This is a genomic window from Streptomyces sp. PCS3-D2, from assembly GCF_000612545.2.
In the GTDB taxonomy this organism is placed as follows: domain Bacteria; phylum Actinomycetota; class Actinomycetes; order Streptomycetales; family Streptomycetaceae; genus Streptomyces.
Genome location: NZ_CP097800.1, coordinates 39,137 through 56,276 on the forward strand (window position 1 = coordinate 39,137; position 17,140 = coordinate 56,276).

The window sequence follows — 17,140 nt, forward strand, 5'->3', positions numbered from 1 at the left end:
CTGCGGGTCACGGGGCAGGCAGAGGCAGCGCGGGTTTCGTCCGGTACGACGCCGCGGAGCGGGGTGTCCCCTTCTTGTGCGGGCAGCCCGATCGCCAGGCACAGGCGGGCCGGACAGAGTCGGGATCACGACGGCCAAGGAGGTCACAAGACATCGATGCGATCGAGCGCGCATGACGGTTCTCCTCCCCCATACTGGTTTCGCCGTGGTGGCGAAATCTCCTTCGCGCGGCTGCTCCGCGCTGCGCATGGCCGTCCCTGTCAAGCGCAAGGACGGCACAGGGCAGACAGGGCAGACCGGGCGGCCTGTGCGCACCGATTGACGCATCCGGTGCGTGGAAGATCGGTGCCGGTTCCGTCACGGCCGGGGCATCGCTGCTGATGAAGCCCTGCAATGGCTTTTTCCGGTCCGGTCCGGTCCGGATACTGCGGTCTGCTGGGGGCTGGGGGCTGGGCATGGCAGAGGCGGATCCGACACCACGACGGGTGTTCGCCGACCGACTGAGCGAGCTGCTCGCACAAACGGCCGATCTCCCGATCAAGAGTGCTGTGGCCGAAGCCAACCGGCGCCGGCCCGCCGGGCGGGGCCGGCCGATTTCGGGACGCCGGGTCAGCGACTGGAAGCAGGGACGGCACCTGCCCGAGTCGGAGGCAGCGTTCCTGATTCTGGTCCGGGTGCTGCTCGAGCACCGCCGCGGCCGGCAGATCCCTGCCGATGGGGTCAGCGCAGGACTTCTGGACGAAGAGCAGTGGCGGCGGTGGCTGCGTTCCGCCCGCACTTCCCCGCCCGACTCCGGGCCACGGGCCCAGAAGTCACCCGGGCAGGATCAGCGGGCCGAGCAGGTGGCGCCCGGCCCAGTGTCGGCGGGAACCCGGCCAGACCGTCTGGCCAGTGCCCATCCGCAATCGTGGCGAACCGTCGGTCCAGCCGGGGTTGCCGACCGGATGGACGTCAGTCAGTGGCTGCCCGGTGAGATGCATGCCGACAGCGGCGGTCCGAGCAGAGCGTCGGGGGCATCCCTGCCTCCACTGGACCGTGGCAGACAGGACCTCGTCCTACGCGGCTGCAGGATGCTACCGGGGTGGGAAGACTTCGTCGGGCGCGCAAGTGAACTCGGGTTTCTGAGAGAGCGGATCGAAGGCGCGGCGCGCGGCAGCGGATCCGTCGTGCTGCTTGCGGGCCCGGCAGGCGTCGGCAAGAGCACCCTTGCGGCCGAGGTGCTGCGCCGCCACGCCGATTCCGCAAGCTTCACCGTCGCACGGGGCCATTGCCCCCGGGATGCGGTAGCGCCACCGCTATGGCCCTGGCAACAAGCGCTGCGCCTTGCGGGGGTCACCCCTGCGGTACCGGCGCAGCGTACGGGGCCACCGCCGGGAGCCGCGTCCGCGGCCGGACGGCAGCTGTGGCCTGTGACAGAGCCGGTCAATGCGCGGGCAGCGAGGTTTCAGGAGCTGGCCCGGTTATGCGAGTCGCTGGCCATGGCAGCCTCCAGACGCTCCCTGCTCATCGTGCTGGAGGATCTTCACTGGGCCGACACCGCCAGCCTTGACCTGCTGTGGCAGGTGGCCGAAAAGGCGGCCGAGTGCAGACTGTTCGTGCTCGGCACCTTCCGGCAACCCGGGCCCGAGGAAGCCGCTGGGGCGCTGGCGAACCTGGGCCGCTACGCTGCCACACTGCGTCTGGTCCCGTTCACCCGGGAGGAGGTCGCCCAGTGCGTCGGCGAGACGGACGCGGCGGAAGCGTACCGGCGTACCGGTGGGCTGCCGCTGCTCGTTTCAGCACTGCGCACGCACGCGGGCGACCTCCATACCATCGTCAGCGGGCTGCTGACCGGGCTCACCGCTGAGCAGCGGGAAGTCATGGACGCCGCAGCCGTGCTCGGCGAACGGCCGGACACGGCTCAGCTCTCCGCGGTCCTGCCGAAGTTGGGCGAGACCGTCATCGCCCGAGCACTGGAGGCGGCCTGGCACGCCGGTGTCCTGACCGTGGTGGAAACCACCGACGCTGGACGCATCTACCGCTTCACTCACGATCTGGTACGCGACGAGATGCTCGGCCGAACCGCCCCAGCCGTCGCCCGTGCCTTGCACAGAGCCGCCGCTCAGGCACTGGAAAGGACCGGGGACCCCACCGAGGCGGCACGCATCGCCGCGCACTGGCGACGGGCCGGTAAGGAGCCCGGCCACCGTGCCGCCGCCGCGCACTGGTCCCGGATCGCCGCGGATCAGGCCTGTGAACGGCACGCCTACGCCGATGCCGCCCGGCACCTGTCGGACGCTGCCGCCGTACTCGTCCCGACGGACCCGCAGCGCGCACCGGCGCTCATCGAGCTGGCCCGCGCCGAGTTCCTTGCCGGGCTCTACGACGCCAGCCTGCGCCACTGCACCGAAGCGGCCGACTCGGCGAACGCGACCAACCAGCCTGCCCTGCTCGCCGAGGTCGCCTTGGTACTCCAGGGCGTCACATTCCCGCAGGCCTCCCAGGCGATCAGCCAACTGTGCGAGGCGGCGCTGGCCGTCGAGGACATGCCGAGCGCCGTACGGGCTCGGCTGCTCGCGCAGCTCGCCACTGCTTCGGCCGATCTCGGCTCGCCCGACACGGCGGCCGGGCATGCCCGAGCCGCCCTCGGTCTGGCCAGGGCCACCGGTGACTTGCGTGCCGAACTCGACGCGGCCCGGGCCATGGAGATGACCTTGGCCCATCCGGACGACACAGCCGGACGCTTGCGCCTGGGTGAGCAGTCCGTGTCCCGCGCCGAGCAGCTCGGCGACCCGCTCGCCGCGGTGCTCGGCCACGAGTGGCGTATCCAGGCTGGCTACATGATGGGTCTCCTGGAACTGGTGGACGACGCGATTGGCGGCATCGAGGCGATCGCGGACCGTTCTCCGCTCCCGCTCGCCCGCTGGCATCTGCTGCGCGTCAGCACCGCACGCGCTGCGCTGAAAGGACAGTTCGCCACCGCCCGCCGCTGCAATGCGGACGCCGCCAAGATCGCCGAGGCCAGCGGAGACAAGACGGCGATCAGGATGAACTACGTGCTGTGCCTGCAACTGGCCCTGATTCGCGGGGACCCCGCAGAACTACCCAGGGAGATGTGGCGTGACCTCGACCGCGCTCCGAGAAGCCCGCTCATCCTGTCCGCGCGGGCGCGGGCGCTGTTCCTTGCAGGGCGACTGAACGAGGCGCGGGGGATGTACTCCCAACTGCGTCCGGTGCTACCGATCCCGATGACGAACCCGACGTGGCCAGCGGTGCTGCTGCACCTGGTCGACCTCATTGAACTGGTCGGCGATGCTGAAGCTGCGCAGCTGGTGCATGACCAGCTCGTGCTGTTCCGGCGGTACCCGGGAGCGCTCGGCACGCCCACAGCCTACTTCTCCGGTACGGTCAGTCGTGAACTCGGCCGTCTGGCCCTGGCCGCCGGCAGCCCGGAGAAGGCCGAGAAGCTGCTACGCGAGGCACTGGTCCGCAACCAGGCCCTCGGCGCCTGGCCATACGTGGCGCTGACCTGCCTGGACCTCGCAGTCGTCCAACGCGACCGGGGTGTCCTGACAGAGGCGGCAGCCCTCGCCGGGAAGGCGCTGGCGATCGCCGATCGGCTGAGCCAGCCCGGCCCCTCCGCCGCTGCCGTAGACCTCATCGGCGACATCACTGCCCTGCGGGTCAACGCCACCCGCTCACGGCGGGAACCGGGAGAAGGCCGTTGAGGACCAGGCGGCAGTCATGCTCGACTCCGGCGTCGAGCGCCACGGGCGTGGCAGATCAGGCCTCCTCCCGGAGTGCCGGTGCCAAGACGGCGGCAGCTTCGGCGCCGGGCAGAGCGCCGATCGCAGCCCGACCGCGTCGGTGAGGTACTCCAGGCGCTCCAGCGAGAGGTGCGGAGAGACCGGTCCTGCACCAGGCGGGGCGCAGACACCGCCGCGAGGAGCTTCTCATGATGTGCTCTCCGCTTCGATACCGAGATCCGCCGCATCGTCTGCACCACCAACGCGATCGAAACGCCAGGATCCGGCGCGCGGTCAAGGCCCGCGGATACTTCCCGAACGAAACCGCCGCCCTGAAACGCGTCTACACGGCGATCATGTCGCTCGACCCCACCGGCCGTCGTCAGGCCCGCTGAACCATGCGCCGGAAGACCGCGCTGAACGCCTTCGACATCACCTTCGACGGCCGCCTCTCCGCAACACGCCAGTAACCCCAACCACCCTCGTTACACGTTCGACTGACAGACCCTACGCCGGGGGTCAGACGCGGCCCCGTGGACGGCACGCATCCTCCATCGGCACTACGACGTGCTGGCCCTGCAGGGTCCACACGGGTTGCATTCCACCGCTGAGTCGCTGTCAGTGCCCGCTCATACGCTGTCAGCCGGCGCAGGCACGCCGGAGCCTGGAGGCTTTCATGGCACGACAGCTGACGTATGAACAGCGGATCGCTTTGATCAACAAGTGGAAGAGCCCCCGGATGCTTCCGAACAGCTCCGGCTGGAACGCGCCGAGCGCATCGTGAAACAGGCGGTGCTCCCACACGAGCCGTTCGAGGAGCTCGACATCACCGTGGCGTCGAAGGGCTCGTATCCCAACAACACCAACGTCCGCGGTGACAGCGACGTCGACATTACGGTGAAGCTCAACGACCCCTTCCACACAGAGGGCCTGGCGGCATGATGGTTTGGGCAGCAGGCCAGTCACGCGGGGCCGTGGACCCGGCAGAAGCTCCGCCGAGAGCGCCGACCACCACAACGGCACCAACGACCGCATCCACACCTGAGCCCGTCCGTCTGCACCCTCAGCGCGACCCCGGTTTGCCTCGTCCACGGCCGGACCGACGCCCACCAGGGAGCCGTACAGCACCCTCCCCAGCTCCCGGAACACGGGCCCAGCCACCCACCTCCTCCGGTAACAGCGGCGGGGCCGGGCCCGCCCGGCGGGACAACCCCAGAAACACGCTCCCTCCCCAGCCGCCTGAGCGGCCGGCGGCGGCGCCAGTCGGCGCACCTATCGCGGGCTCCGGGTCGGCGGCGTGTTCCGGGCGTTGTACTGCGAGACCCGCTCGGCGACGTCGCGGCAGTCGGCCGACGGGAAGGCGACGTCGGGCGCGAGCCGGAGCGCCTCGGTGATGTCCGCGCCCGGGTGCACCTCGCGGACATGGGCTCGGGCGCGGGCCCGTGCCTGGTCCGGCCGACCTCCCAGGACCAGTTCACCGAACGCCCCGCACAGGACGCACCGGACGTACGTCACCTCGACCGCGGTCCGCATCCAGTGCAGCGACCGCCCGCCTGCCAGCACAGGCAGGCTAAATGTCACCTGTGCCGGCGTGGCGGCCGGTCCCCGACGGTCTGGTGGTTGTCCGACCTACTTGCGGACGGTGAGGGTGTAGTCGTCGCCGTTCTTTCCTGTGACCTCGATGGTCGTGCCGGATTCGGCGTCCCTGAAGCTACCGACGGAGCCGGGGCCGATGCCGAAGGTGGCGTCGTTCAGTTCGCTGCCCCCGCAGCCTCCCGAGCTGGGGCGGGCGTCCTGGATCCGGATGGGCCCGCTCCCGGACTCGGTGGCGGTGTCGACGGTGTAGATCAGGACTCCGGTCGCACAGGCTCTGGCGTCATTGCCCTGTTTGGAGCGGACCTCGGCCACGACGGCCCGGGTGGGACCGGTCTTCACCACCGTCATCTTCTTCCCGCCGGGCTTCTCCACCGGCGTGAGGGTCGCGGTGGAGGTACCCGGACCGTCGACGCAGTCGACCTGCTCGTCCCCGATCCAGTGCTGCTTCCACTTGTGCCATGCCGTCATGTCCGGGCTCGGCCCCGATATGAGGCCCATGACGTCCCAGCCCCCTACGAAGGGGTGGCCGCTGCCACCACCGGCGTAGGAGTACAGGTCGGGCAGGCCCATGGCGTGCCCGGTCTCGTGATTGAGGACCTTCGCACCCCAGGAGTGCATGTCCTGCCCGAAGGTGACGGTCTTGGGGATGGTGGTGCCGTCGGCCGCGGTGACCGACCCCATGAACGTCGGGGAGAAGGAGATCGCCGAGGCACGTTTGGTCGGGACGATGTAGAAGGCCTGGCTGCCGCGGAAGTCCACCGAACGCCCGACCGCCCGGATGGCGTCCTCGATGTATTGCTGGTGGGCCGCGGCGCTCAGCCCCCGCTGGTAGCCGTAGCTGTCCGAGGACCTCGGCATGCGGTAGAAGCGGCTGGTGTCGGCGTTGACGGTCAGGTTCAGCTTGCCGAACGAGGCAGTGCGGAACCACTGGGTCGACTCGGGAACCAGCCGGTCGCGCAGAGCGGCCGGGGAGTCGTCCGCAGGCGCGTCGGGAAAGTCCACGAAGATCATCGTGGTTTTGACGTTGCCGACGCTCGGGGTGAAGCCCGCTCGGGGACCGAAGCCCTCGGACAGGTGGGCGCCGGTCGCCGGCAGCTTGCAGGCCGCGGCAGGCCCCGCTGCAGGTTCCTGGGACGCCGCTGCCTCGTCCGCGTCCTCGGCGTCGGGGGCCTCGGACTCCCCGGTCGCTGCGGCGGCGTCGTTCTCGCCGCGGGGAGACTCGACGGCCCGGGGGGCTTCGGTCATGGCACCTTGGCGGCTGCGCGATGCGGCGGCTTCGGGGGCGACGGCGGAGGCGTTCTCGCTGCTGACGGCTAGGTGTAGGCCGCCCCCGACGACGAGTGCTGACGTCAGCACAACCCCTGCCATGCGCTGTTTGCGGCGGTGACGTGCCATGGAACTTTTCTCCTTCGATCATTACTCAAGCGAGGCCAACTGCTGTTGCAGTAAGGCCGAATCGGCGCTGCGCGGACTCACAGCGCAGGGCCGTACAGGACGTGGATGCCGTCATGGTGGATGTGGGACCGTGTGCCAGGAGTGCGCCCTGGATCCGAGATGAATCCCGGTCAGGCGGTCGGTCATGACCGGCTCGGATGAAGGGCGGGGGGGCTCCGCCGGGCGGTTGCCGACACGCACCGGCTGCTGCGCGGCGGGGGCCTGGTTCCCCGTCGAGTGGCCCGCCGCCTCCCTCCGCAGCGGGACCGGCGTTGTCACCCCGGGTGGCATGGCCGAACTGGAGCCCCCCGTTCGTTCTGCGATGACGGCCTGCTGCAGTCGGCTGGCGGCGTCTGTGGGGAACAGCCCGGGTCGAGTGCGAGCGGCGCACTGACGGCCGTCACACCCGGCCGGCCGGCGGCCCACGATCAGCTCGGCGGGCGTGGATTTGACGCTGCCGGAGCCGGTGCGCCCCCGTCAGCGGCGTGAACACACAGGCTCACCCGTCTGCAGCGACGGGGCAGGAAGCCTGCCCGGCCCACCCTCCGCGCTCGTGCGGTCAGCGATGTCCCGGCCCCATGACCAAGGTCTCGCCGCACGGTCAAGGCGCAGGCACGGGCACGCAGGTGAGGTACAGCTCGATGGGCGGGAAGCAGACGCCGTCCTGACACACCTGCACGCTGACTTCGAGGTCGAGGCAGTCACCCGTGCCCACAAGATCCATTGCGATCAGCACGGCTCCGGTCACCTGGACGTCGGCAGCGTGTGGAAAGACCGGTTCCCCGACGAAACGCCACGAGGATCCCTCGGGCAGCGTGACGCTGACGGGGCGCCCTTCGGTGCTGCCAGGCGTGAAGGCGTGAGCCCTTTCAGGAAGCGTCAGTACGAGATATGCGGTCACGTTGCCCTCACCGCGATGCCTGGCCTCCAGGGCCGCCTCGACCACTCCCCCGGGCTCCTGCACGCCCTGGTCCTCCTCGGTCAGCAAGTGGAGCAACTCGCGGGAGGCCCACTGACCATTGATCTCGGTGTCGGGCAGGGACACGTGCAGCGCTCGAATCGCCTCCTCGAAGGCGAGGGCACCGTCGTCGTACTCGTCGTCGGGTTCTTCCACCTGCAGGTGGCGCAGCCTGCGCAAAGCAGACAGTCGTGCCACCTGGCCGGCGTCGAGGCCCGGGGCGTCCAGCTCAAGGAAGGACAGGCCGGTGAGCCGTACCACCAGGCTCAGGTCGACCGGGGTCTCGCTGGAGATGATCAGGCCGTCCAGGGCGTCGGGGCATACTCCGGCCAGGGCGTGTAGTTCCTCCGCGGTGCGGACCTCAGCCACGGCGGAGTGCCCGCCCGGGACAGCGATCGTGACTTCGGGCACGCCCGCTTCATCGCGGGGCTTGGCCGCAGGCTTGATCGTCACGGTGGGGCCGGTGCCGCACAGCACCAGGCTTCGTTTCGGAGGCGGGGCCGGGTTCGAGGCATCGGGCTCGGCAGGTGCGGCGCCGGGCCCCGTCGTATAGAGGGCATCGAGGCCGGCCGCGACCTTCTCGAGGCCGTCCGGCCCGGCGAGCCTGAGGACGGGGGCGCCGTCCGCGAACAGCACCAGGGTGGGCAGCGATTCGATGTCATAGCGGTCGGACAGTTCCGGGTGCGCGTCGAAGTCGACGGACACCACGCGCAGCCTGTCCTGCTCCGCCTGTGCGAACCGCTCCAGTTCCGGCGCGAGGTCGCCGCACGGCCCGCACCATTCGGCGCTGAAGTCCACCAGTACCGGCCGCGCCTCGTCGGCAAGTATCTCGTCGAAGTGTGCCCGGCTCATCACAGCTGTTCCCTTGTCCATACGTACTCATTTCCACTCATCGTCGATTGCAGGAAGCCCGAGACCGTGCCGGCTGGACCGCCACCCCAGGAATGTTTTGGTATGCCGCTCAGGGTCGCCGGCCGGGCTCGCGAATGGCGCTCTGCGGCGCCTGTCCGTCGGCGATGGAAAGCGGGCTTCTCCTCGGTCAGGACGACGTCCCGTGTGACCAAAAGACTTCCTCGACGTGTGGCGAAAATCCAGTCCTTTTGTGTTTCTCCGTCGAAGTGATGAGGCTGATTCCACCCCTTCGACGGAGGCAGCCCCCAGCTCAGCCCTCTAGCCTTCCGGCATGCGAAATTCCCATAGTTCCGCGCGTGTTCAGTCCCTGGACGTACTGCGCGGCACAGCCATCATCGGCACCCTGCTGACCAACATCTGGATATTCACCCAGATCACGGATTCACACGAATCGGTTCGCGGAGCACCCGCCGGCCTCTTCGGGAACTCGCTGAACACAGGAATCGCCGATGTTTCCGACATGCTTTCCAACGGAAAGTTTCTGTCCCTCTTGTCGATTCTCTTCGGCGTCGGCATGGCGATCCAGTTCGAGTCCGCGATGCGTCACGGACACCGGTGGCCCTGGCGCTACGAATGGCGTTCGCTGCTACTCCTGGCGGACGGCTTCCTGCACTTCGCGCTGGTCGTGGAATTCGACATCCTCATGGGCTATGCGCTGGTGGCGATGGTGGTCGCCCCTCTGCTGCTGTTGCGTACCCGTTGGCTGGTCCTCGCGGGGGTGGTCGCGGGAGCGTTCCATCTGTTCATGCAGTTCGGCGAGGCGAGCACGTCCCTGAACGCCGGCTCCGTGGCCGAAGCACCGGAGCGACTTCCGGCCGGTGATTCGATTGCCCGAGGCGGAGACGGCGGGGCTGCGTCCCTGGGCTACTTCGACCAGGTCGCCCACCGGCTGGGCAATTTCTGGGAACTGCGGGCAGAGGCATTCCAGATCGCTCCCCCGCTGACGGCCTTCTTGCTCATCATGGGTGTTCTGATGTGGCGGGCCGGGCTGTTCACGGCAGACGAGCGTGCCAAGCGGCTCAGCACGTGGCTGGCCGTGGGCGGTCTGGGCGTCGGGGTCCCGGCGATGCTGTGGCCCCGCCTTTCTCTGCCCGGCGCCGAAGTGCTCGATTCTCTGGCCCGCTACACCGTCGCCCCGATCGTGGCCTTCGGCTACCTGGGCCTGATCCTCATCCTTCTGCGCCGCGGTGGTGGTAAGAGCCCTCTCTCCCGCCATATGGCCGCCGTGGGCCGGACGGCGCTGTCCTGCTACATGCTGCAGAACGTCCTCGCGATGATCGCCTTCAGTACCTGGGGGCTACACCTGGGACCGCTGGACAGCGTCGGAACGATCATCGCCTGGGCCGTGATCAGCGCGATACTGATGCTGGCCGCATCGCTGTGGCTACGGCGCTTCCGACAGGGGCCGTTCGAACTGGCGTGGAAGGCCGCGGTCGAGGCGCCCTTCCGCCGACGGGACCGCATGCGGGCCGAGAAGGCCGCAGCACACCAGCGGGCACAGGGAGAGCGGCATCACAACGACAACAACGCCCCGACCGGGGCGACGTAACGGAGTCCTCATGTCCAGCAGGTCGACGAGATCGTCGGCAGCGGCGCACCCCCGTGTTCCAGGTGCGCCCCGTTCGCATCGTCTGACGGTGGCGGCTCTGGTCGCCGTAGCGGCCGCGATCGATCTCGGTGACCTGTACTGGATCGGGTTCACGGTGGAACGGCTGGCGGTCATCGTCGCCGCCGGAGCCGGACTGGGTGCGGCCGTCGCGCTGCGCCGCACGCGTCCGGTCGCGGCGCTGGCGGTGGCCGGTCTGGGGTATCTGGCCGCTTGGGTCGCATCGGCTTCCCTTCACGAGGCCTGGCTGCTTCCCGCCATGGCACAGTCCGCCGTATGGGTGGTGGTGTTCAGCCACATCGCCGAGGGGACCAGCCGGATGCGGCTCGTCTCCCTCGCCGTTCTGAGCGCCTGCACGGCTCTGGAGGCGATACAGGACATATGGCTGCTTGACCAGGATGGTGCCGGGCCAACGGGGCTCTTCTTCAGCGCTATGACCTACACGCTGGTCCCGCTGGTCCTGTGCGCGGCGGCCGACGCGGTGCGCGGGCGCGTTCAACTGGCCACGGCGCAGGCCGAGCAGGCCGAGCGGATGCGTGAACTGGACACACAGGCCGCCGCGCACGATGAGCGGTTGCGCATCGCGCGGGAGTTGCACGATGTCGTCGCCAACAGACTGAGCGCGGTAACCATGCGGATCACCGCCGCCGGCCACGTCCGCAGGCTTCCCGCGACGGCGGAGAGCAAGGTACTCGACGAGATCGGCAAGGAGCTCGACACCGCGCTCGACGAGCTGCGCAGCATGCTGGGCGCCCTGCGCGGAGCCCGGGACGGCGCCGACAACACGGCCCCGCCCTCGCTGAGGAACGCGAAGGAACTCGCCGACCTCGCCCGCCGAACCGGTGCCCGGGTGGACTTCGTCGTCCACGGGACCCCGGTGCCGCTGCCCAGCATGGTGGACCTGACGGCCTACCGCATCCTCCAGGAGGCCCTTGCCAACGTGACCCGCCACGCCCGCCCGCCGCACGCGACCGTCACGATCGACTACCGGCAGGAAGGAGTGCACCTGCGCGTCGATGACGACGGCACACACACAGCACCGCCCTCGCCGCCGCCGTCGCGATCGGGCCATGGGATCATCGGGATGCGCGAACGCGCGGCGCTGTGCGGCGGCCGGGCCACTGCGGGCATCCGCCAGGGTGGGGGCTGGACCGTCGAAGCGACGCTGCCCCTACCAGCACCAAGGACCCCATGACAGTCTCGATACTCCTCGCCGACGACCAGGACATGGTGCGCACCAGCATGCGCATCATGATCGATGTCGAACCGGACCTGGAAGTGGTCGGCGAAGCCGCCGACGGACACACGGCGGTGGAGCTCGCCGCCCGTCTCCACCCCGATGTCGTGGTCATGGACATCCGGATGCCGCACATGGACGGCGTGGACGCCACACGCCGGATCACGGACCGGCCGGACGCCCCGGCCGTCCTGGCTCTGACAACCTTCGACCTCGACGAGTACCTCTTCGGAGTGCTGCGCGCCGGCGCAGCCGGCTTCGTCCTCAAACACGACCCTGCCACCACCCTGCTGGAAGGCATCCGGGCCGTCGCCCGAGGAGAGGGCTTCGTCTCGCCCGGTCCCACGATGAGACTCATCACCCAGGTCACGAAGAGCGACACCGAGTCAGCAGCCCTGCCCGATGGCCTGACCCCCCGAGAACGCGACGTACTGGCACTCCTGGGACAGGCCATGAGCAACGCTCAGATCGCCCGCAGGCTCCACATCGAGGAAAGCACCGTCAAGACCCACGTCCAGAGCGTGCTGGCCAAGCTGGACGTCCGCACCCGCGTCCAGGCCGCTCTGGTGGCCAGCCGGGCCGGGCTGGTCTGACTGGTGTGGGGGGGTGCCCAGTTCCTTGACGATTCTGCATCTCGGCCGGCTCCACCACGGTGGCCGCGGAACGGACACGGCCGCCCTCGTCCCCTTCGCCGCCACACTCAGCGGTACCGCCGCCGGGACGGCAGCCGCAGCGGGCAAGACCATCGGCACCACGCTGGTGCTCGCCGGCATCGGCACGTACGGCCTCCTGCCCTCCCAGCCCGAACACGACGAGGTGAAGCCCCCGCCGGCAGTCGCACGGGGGCTGTCATGTCAGCCGGTGGGTGAGATGAAGATCGGCGGTGAGCGGCAGTACCTGTGGCGGGCCATTGACCAGCACGGTGACGTCCCGGACGGCACGTGGGACGGATCCTGCGTGCTGTCCAGGCGGACGCCGATCTCCAGGGCCGGATCGACTGGAGCACGGTCAGCCTCGATTCGCCGTCCTGCCGTGCCCATCAGCACTCGGCCGGGGCATGCAAGCAAAGGCCGCGCATCCCGAAAAGGACGACGCCTCGGCACCACCGACCCGACGAAGGACTCGGACGGTCCCGGGGCGGACTGACCTGCAAGATCCACCTCGCCAGTGAGGGCGGCTGCCCGCCTATGGCGTTTCTGCTCACGCCCGGCCAGTGGGGCGACGCCCCGCAAATGCTCGAGGTCCTCGAACGCGTCGCCGTTCCCCGACCGCAGGGCGGACGGCCACGCACCCGGCCCGCAAACGTTGGCAGGTTGGGTAAGGATGCTGGATTGCTCTCCGCATCGGAAGGCATCGCGCCTTCGTTTCAGGCTGTGCCGCACCTGTCCGCCCAGGCTCGGGTGAACCGCTCGTGCGCGGGTGCCGGGATCGCAGCGGGGGCTTGTGCCGGGGCGGCGGGTTTGGGGCGCGGGGCCTTCGCTGCGGTCAGCTCCTTGCGGACGGCGCGGTGATGCTCGATGGACCAGGAGTTCCAGCGGCGGACGGTGCGGTCGGCCGGGCGGTCGAAAGCATGCAGCTGGAGCTGGAGGGCGGCCGCGTCGCGGCTGACACCGAGAGCCGCCGCCACCTCGTCCACCAGGTCCGGGACGCTGAACAGCGGGTTGGTCTCGTACTGGCCAGGGGGAACGGGGGTAGTGGCGGACCGGTCCGCAAGCCTGCGCAGAGCGGTGAGCAGATCGGCGGGCAGGTCCGTAAGTCCACCGAGCAGGACGCGGGCACCCTGGGCCGCGGGGTCTTCTACCGGGCGCTCGGCGAGGGCCCAGACGACAGCGGTGGCGGCGGCCCGCATGCTGTCGGCCTCAAGGGGTTCCTCAAGGCGGCCGGTGAGCAGGGCCGTGGTCCAGATCTCCGGGAGTCCGTGGTCCGCGGCGAGGGCAGCGGCATGGCTGCCGTCATCGGTGTACGGGGCGGCACCGAGCAGCTGGGTCCAGGCCGCGGCCATGCGTTCCGCGGCGGCGGTCATCCCGCCGGGGGCCCAGAGCTCTGCCGGGTCGCCGGGCAGAGCGGCGGCGAGCACGGTGTGCCGGCCGGCCGGACCGAGCCGTTGCTGGAACTCGTTGTACGCGTGGAGGGTGTTCTGGTCGGCCTTGTACGGCTTGGAGCGGACCAGCTTGCGGTGCGCATCGTAGTCATCGCTGCCGGCGAATCCGTCGAGGACCAGGGCGGCGATCGGGCGCGGCACCCCGGTGCGCCAGCGGAACAGGTCCACGGCCTCCTCGGGCACCGGCAGCGGGCCCTGTCCGGCGAGCAGCGCCAGCAGGCGGGAGAGCCGGTTGGTGTCATCGGCGGCGACGATGTGCGTGGCGCACTCTTCGGCATCGGCGGGCACCGGATCGGCTGCTCGCTGGAGGAAGGGGGCGAGGCCGCTGCGCTCCGGGCCGGAGGTCACGGCGAAACCGTCCGCGCGCAGTGCGGCGATCCGCTGTTCCGGGGCTCGGCCGGTCCGCCAGGAACTGCCGGCTTCCGCGAACGGCTGCCGGCTCCACACCGCGAGCAGTGCCGCGAGCGCTTGTCGCTGCTCGTCGGGGGTGGCCGCGACGACGGTCCGCCAGGCCACGGCATCGATCCGGCCGGTCAGCACTACCCACTCGGGGGGCGGCGCGGGCAGGGCGAGCACCCGCACCTCGTCGTCGATCTCGCCGCGCAGGTAACGGCCGTCGGCGGCCACCGAGGTGAGGAGGGCGGGCTGTGGCTGCGGCTGCCGTTCCTCGTAGCCGCGCAGCTGGGGCAGCAGGCCGTGGAGGGCCGGTACGAGCCGGTTGTCCGGCGCCGGGTCGGGCAGGGCCACGACCGGCCCGGCCCGCATGACGGCGACCCGGTAGGACAGTTCCTGGCGGCGGCGCAGTACGTCAGCGGCGAGCCGGACGGCGCGGTCGACGCCCTCTTGGACCCGCGGGTCGGTCACTCCCGGCAGGGCGCGCCCCGTGCCCTGGTGCAGCAGGTCGCGCACCGCACTGTCCGTGACCGTCCGCAGGGCCCGGGACGAGGGCTCGTCGCGCGGGGTGAGGAAGTGCCAGAAGGCAGGGGGCGGCACCGGCCCGGCCAGTTCGCCCAGGGTGGCCCGACTCCGGCTTCGGCGGCGGTTGCCGGGGAAGCCCTGGACCTGCCAGAGCAACGAGTTGTCGCCGGCGGCATGGCAGCGGATGGTGGTCCCTCCGGCGAGGACGGCGTCCTCACCGCCGAGCGGCAGGGCAAGGATTCCCCACGGGCGCCGGCCCCAGGTGTTGCTGCGGTAGGAGGCGGTGCGGCCGTCGATGGCCTCCAGTACGAACTCGCGGGGCGAGGGACCCGCGTACGGGGTGCGGTAGTCGACCCGGCAGCCGGTGAGTGTGCCGTCCTGGCCGAGCGGGGACGGCGCGGCGCCGGACGGCAGTGCGGCGAGGATGCGGTGGTCGGGGAAGGGCTTCATGCCGGGCGGAGACCGGTCGGGGTCGTGGAAGGCGGGCAGGGTGCGGTCGGCGATGGGAACGCCGGTGGCCGCGTCGATGCGGTTCCAGCCGCCGTGGTCCTCGCTGAACACCTCGGTGCTCCAGAAGTCGTGGCCGTCATTCATCTGGTAGTCGCGGTGGCCGATGCCCTCACGTCCGCCGGCCCGCAGGACGCGCTCTCCGTCGAACCGGCCGCCCCCGTCCGGGGTTTCGAACTGGTAGCCGAGGCCGCCCTGGATACTGCCGCCGTAGGGGCGCAGTCCGTACGTCTGCTCCGGTTCGAACCTCTCACCGGGCTGGTCGGACCAGTAGGCGGTGTGGGAAGGGCTCTCCTTGTGCTCCTCGTTCCAGGCGACAAGGAACTGGCCACCGACCCAGTGCACGGTGTGGCCGATTGCGCCGTCGGGCAGTTCCAGGGTGTGCTCCGCGCGCAGCCCGGCGTGGTCGACGGCGAGAGCGCGGTTCTCTCCGTACACGGTGAGAACCGGCCAGGTGCAGGTGACGTGCACGGTTTCGTCGGGCCGGAACGCCGCGAGGGCCTGGTCCAAGGCGGGCCAGCCCAGCTCCTCGGGGAGCCCGGCCCGCAGCGCGCGGGCCAGCGGGCCGGTGAGGTCGAGTGCCTCGAGGGCCTCCTCGAGGCCGTCCAGGGCGATGGCGGTGGGCCGGTCGAGGAGGCTGCGCAGCTCGTCGACGGCCTCGTCGGCGGCGGCGAGTCCGCCGCACCGCAGAGAGTCGAGCAGCTTCTCGACGCGGGCATGCACCTCGGCCGTGATGCCCGGATTGTGCGGGAGCCGGCTGATGGCGGTGCCGTTGATGGCAGTGCCGCCACGGGTGCGGAGCCCGGCGTGGACGGTGCCTTCCAGCCGGGGGCCGAACACCGGGTCGGTGGCGAGTGCCTTGAGGTCGCGCTGGGAGTGCTCACCCCAGAATTCCAGGCCGATCGCAGCACCGGGGTCGTGGACGGGTATGCCCTCGGCGAGGCAGAGGTCGAGGAGGTCGGCGTCCAGATGCGGCCACCGGTAGCGGTCCTCGTGCAGCCGGACCGGGTTGCCGTGCGCGCGCAGCAGCGGAGCGAACCGGCCGACCAGGTCGAAGAGTTCCGCGGGCATGGGCTGGCGGGTCACCCCACCGCCGCTGACCGTGCGGTGCGAGTATCCGGCGGCGTACCGGCGCAGCCAGTCGCCGAGGCCGCCCTCCGGGGTGATCCGCCCGGCCGCGGCTGCGTCTGCGGCACCGCACGCGATGAGCAGCCGCAGCCAGGCAGCCGCATCGTTCTTCGACTCGGGAAACAGGTCGAGGAGGGCGGTAGCCTGCGCGTCGGCGGGCGGGTGGTGGCCGAGCGGGCCGGCTGCCGCGTCGAGCAGCCGATCGGGGACGGCCTTGCCGCGGGCCGCGGCCAGCACCCCGCCCAGTACCCGGGCCTCCTCCTCGCTGCCGAGTCCGGCCGCACGGGCCGAGTCCCCGACCCTGCGGGCCAGATCGGCGGGAAGCTCACCGGGGGACGCCGCCCAGGCGCTCAGCAGGCCGACGAACTCGTGGTGCGCGTCACCTGGTGCGAGGACGCCGGTCAACCAGGCTGCCGCTCCGCTGAGTTCACTGGCGGGCAGGGCGCCGAAGCGGGCGAACAGCAGCTGATTCGCCCGCCGCCAGTCGGGGTCGACCGGCAGAGCGTGGGTGCGCTCGGCGGCGCGGGCCTGCGCGTAGGCGCGGGCGGCGGAGCGGCGGTGCGTCTCCAGCATCCAATGACCGATGGTGTCCCAGAACCAGGGAAGGTGGGCGGCCGGCAGGCCGCGGGCCAGGCGCTCCGCGTCGTCCACGAACCGGCCGGGCTTCTCCCAAGCTCGGTACCGACCGCTGCCCGCCCGTTCCAGCGTGTCGCGGGCTTCGGTTTCGACGCCCGAACCCTGAGTACGTGCCCAGTCGGCGTACGTCTCGGAGATGCGGTGATTGGCCGGGAGTGGGACGGGAGTTCCGGTGTTGCTGGTCATACGTGTGATCTTGCCAGGCGGTTCTGACAGCGGTCCGGGGGTGCCAGGAAGGGTCCGCCAAACCAGCCGGAGGCGGCTCGGCGGGACGGCCCTCGCATCCATCCGCCCGGGGAAGACGCAGCGGACCCGTCAGAGGCGCCCCTGCGGGGCTTGTGCGGCACGGTGGCGGCATGCGTCGCCGGTACCTGCCGCTGCT

Annotated in this window: 9 protein-coding genes and 2 pseudogenes; 7 read left to right on the forward strand and 4 right to left on the reverse strand. The window is 70.4% G+C overall.

Going from position 1 to position 17,140, the window contains the following annotated elements; all coding sequences use genetic code 11:
* Positions 1-455: 455 nt before the first annotated feature.
* The 3 genes and pseudogenes from AW27_RS00170 (at position 456) to AW27_RS00180 (ending at position 4,667) form a co-directional block, all read left to right on the forward strand.
* Positions 456-3,707, forward strand: a complete 3,252-nt coding sequence (locus tag AW27_RS00170; RefSeq protein WP_172671437.1) for an ATP-binding protein — start codon at positions 456-458, stop codon at positions 3,705-3,707.
* Between the two features lie 237 nt (positions 3,708-3,944).
* A pseudogene (locus AW27_RS00175) lies at positions 3,945-4,195 on the forward strand (transposase); the annotation flags it as partial.
* A gap of 253 nt (positions 4,196-4,448) precedes the next feature.
* Positions 4,449-4,667, forward strand: coding sequence for a nucleotidyltransferase family protein (locus AW27_RS00180; protein WP_037930448.1), 219 nt, complete (start codon positions 4,449-4,451; stop codon positions 4,665-4,667).
* A gap of 330 nt (positions 4,668-4,997) precedes the next feature.
* Here the strand turns inward: AW27_RS00180 and AW27_RS00185 are convergent, their stop codons facing one another.
* The 3 genes from AW27_RS00185 to AW27_RS00195 all read right to left on the reverse strand — a co-directional run bounded on the left by AW27_RS00185 (position 4,998) and on the right by AW27_RS00195 (position 8,565).
* Complete coding sequence (locus AW27_RS00185) at positions 4,998-5,258, reverse strand: hypothetical protein (protein ID WP_157840331.1); 261 nt, start codon at positions 5,256-5,258, stop codon at positions 4,998-5,000.
* Positions 5,259-5,354: 96 nt separating this feature from the next.
* Positions 5,355-6,716: a M6 family metalloprotease domain-containing protein gene (locus AW27_RS00190; protein ID WP_106967714.1), complete on the reverse strand. Its 1,362-nt coding sequence runs from the start codon at positions 6,714-6,716 to the stop codon at positions 5,355-5,357.
* 640 nt (positions 6,717-7,356) lie between these two features.
* Positions 7,357-8,565: a thioredoxin family protein gene (locus AW27_RS00195; protein WP_063890665.1), complete on the reverse strand. Its 1,209-nt coding sequence runs from the start codon at positions 8,563-8,565 to the stop codon at positions 7,357-7,359.
* Between the two features lie 331 nt (positions 8,566-8,896).
* Between AW27_RS00195 and AW27_RS00200 the strand changes: the two genes are divergently transcribed.
* The 4 genes and pseudogenes from AW27_RS00200 to AW27_RS00215 all read left to right on the forward strand — a co-directional run.
* Positions 8,897-10,174 (forward strand): DUF418 domain-containing protein, encoded by a 1,278-nt coding sequence (locus tag AW27_RS00200; RefSeq protein ID WP_052031382.1) that lies wholly within the window; start codon positions 8,897-8,899, stop codon positions 10,172-10,174.
* A gap of 88 nt (positions 10,175-10,262) precedes the next feature.
* Positions 10,263-11,426 carry a sensor histidine kinase gene (locus AW27_RS00205; RefSeq protein ID WP_052031383.1) on the forward strand — a complete coding sequence of 388 codons (1,164 nt, stop codon included), beginning with the start codon at positions 10,263-10,265 and terminating at the stop codon, positions 11,424-11,426.
* Positions 11,423-12,061 (forward strand): response regulator, encoded by a 639-nt coding sequence (locus tag AW27_RS00210; protein WP_037930455.1) that lies wholly within the window; start codon positions 11,423-11,425, stop codon positions 12,059-12,061. The genes AW27_RS00205 and AW27_RS00210 overlap by 4 nt, the downstream gene beginning before the upstream one ends.
* Before the next feature lie 271 nt (positions 12,062-12,332).
* Positions 12,333-12,775, forward strand: a pseudogene (locus AW27_RS00215) (transposase family protein); the annotation flags it as partial.
* 59 nt (positions 12,776-12,834) lie between these two features.
* Here AW27_RS00215 and AW27_RS00220 read toward each other — a convergent pair.
* Entirely contained in the window at positions 12,835-16,944 is a 4,110-nt protein-coding gene (locus AW27_RS00220) for a hypothetical protein (protein ID WP_037930458.1), read from the reverse strand.
* Positions 16,945-17,140: the final 196 nt, after the last annotated feature.

Coding starts and splice junctions, on each gene's coding strand:
- AW27_RS00220 (WP_037930458.1), bottom strand. CDS start 16,944: ATGACCAGCAACACCGGAACTCCCGTCCCACTCCCGGCCAATCACCGC.
- AW27_RS00170 (WP_172671437.1), top strand. CDS start 456: ATGGCAGAGGCGGATCCGACACCACGACGGGTGTTCGCCGACCGACTG.
- AW27_RS00200 (WP_052031382.1), top strand. CDS start 8,897: ATGCGAAATTCCCATAGTTCCGCGCGTGTTCAGTCCCTGGACGTACTG.
- AW27_RS00190 (WP_106967714.1), bottom strand. CDS start 6,716: ATGGCACGTCACCGCCGCAAACAGCGCATGGCAGGGGTTGTGCTGACG.
- AW27_RS00195 (WP_063890665.1), bottom strand. CDS start 8,565: ATGAGCCGGGCACACTTCGACGAGATACTTGCCGACGAGGCGCGGCCG.
- AW27_RS00185 (WP_157840331.1), bottom strand. CDS start 5,258: ATGCGGACCGCGGTCGAGGTGACGTACGTCCGGTGCGTCCTGTGCGGG.
- AW27_RS00210 (WP_037930455.1), top strand. CDS start 11,423: ATGACAGTCTCGATACTCCTCGCCGACGACCAGGACATGGTGCGCACC.